The organism is Asticcacaulis biprosthecium C19, assembly GCF_000204015.1.
Lineage (GTDB): Bacteria > Pseudomonadota > Alphaproteobacteria > Caulobacterales > Caulobacteraceae > Asticcacaulis > Asticcacaulis biprosthecius.
In genome coordinates, this window is record NZ_GL883077.1 from 1791842 (window position 1) to 1792376 (window position 535).

1 protein-coding gene is annotated in these 535 nt (G+C 59.3%); it reads left to right on the forward strand.

Annotated features, from left to right (window positions below):
• A partial coding sequence (locus ABI_RS08350) for a Calx-beta domain-containing protein (protein ID WP_040308716.1) occupies nucleotides 1-535 on the forward strand: 535 nt, incomplete at both ends.

A 535-nucleotide genomic window follows, 5' to 3' on the forward strand; every position in this document is an offset into this window, starting at 1 on the left:
ACGCCGGTGGTTTCGATCAGCGACTTCGTGATCGACGAAGCGGCGGGTGAAGCCAGCTTCGTCATCATACTGGACCGTCCCAGCGGGCTGGTGGTATCACTGAACTATGCCACCCAGGACGGCGGTGCCGTGGCGGGTTCGGACTATACCGCTGTCAGTGGCAGCTTGAACTTCGCGCCGGGCCAGACCGTGCATACGGTCAAGGTACCGCTGACCAACGACACCGTAACGGAGGGATCGGAAGCCTTCAATCTGGTGATCAGCAACCTGGTCAACGCTACGACCCTGGACGCGGTCGGGACGGCGGTAATCGGCGCGAATGATGCCACCCCTTCGATCAAGCCGAACATTCTGGTGGATGATGTGGTGGTGGGCGAAGGGCAGGACTTCGTCGACTTTATCGTGCGTTTGGACGCTCCGGGTACTTCGGCGGTTACGGTCAACTGGGAGACAAATTCTCAGACGGCCAGTATCAATGACTATACGAGTCTCTCTGGCTATCTGACCTTCTCGCCCGGCGAGACGATCAAGACGG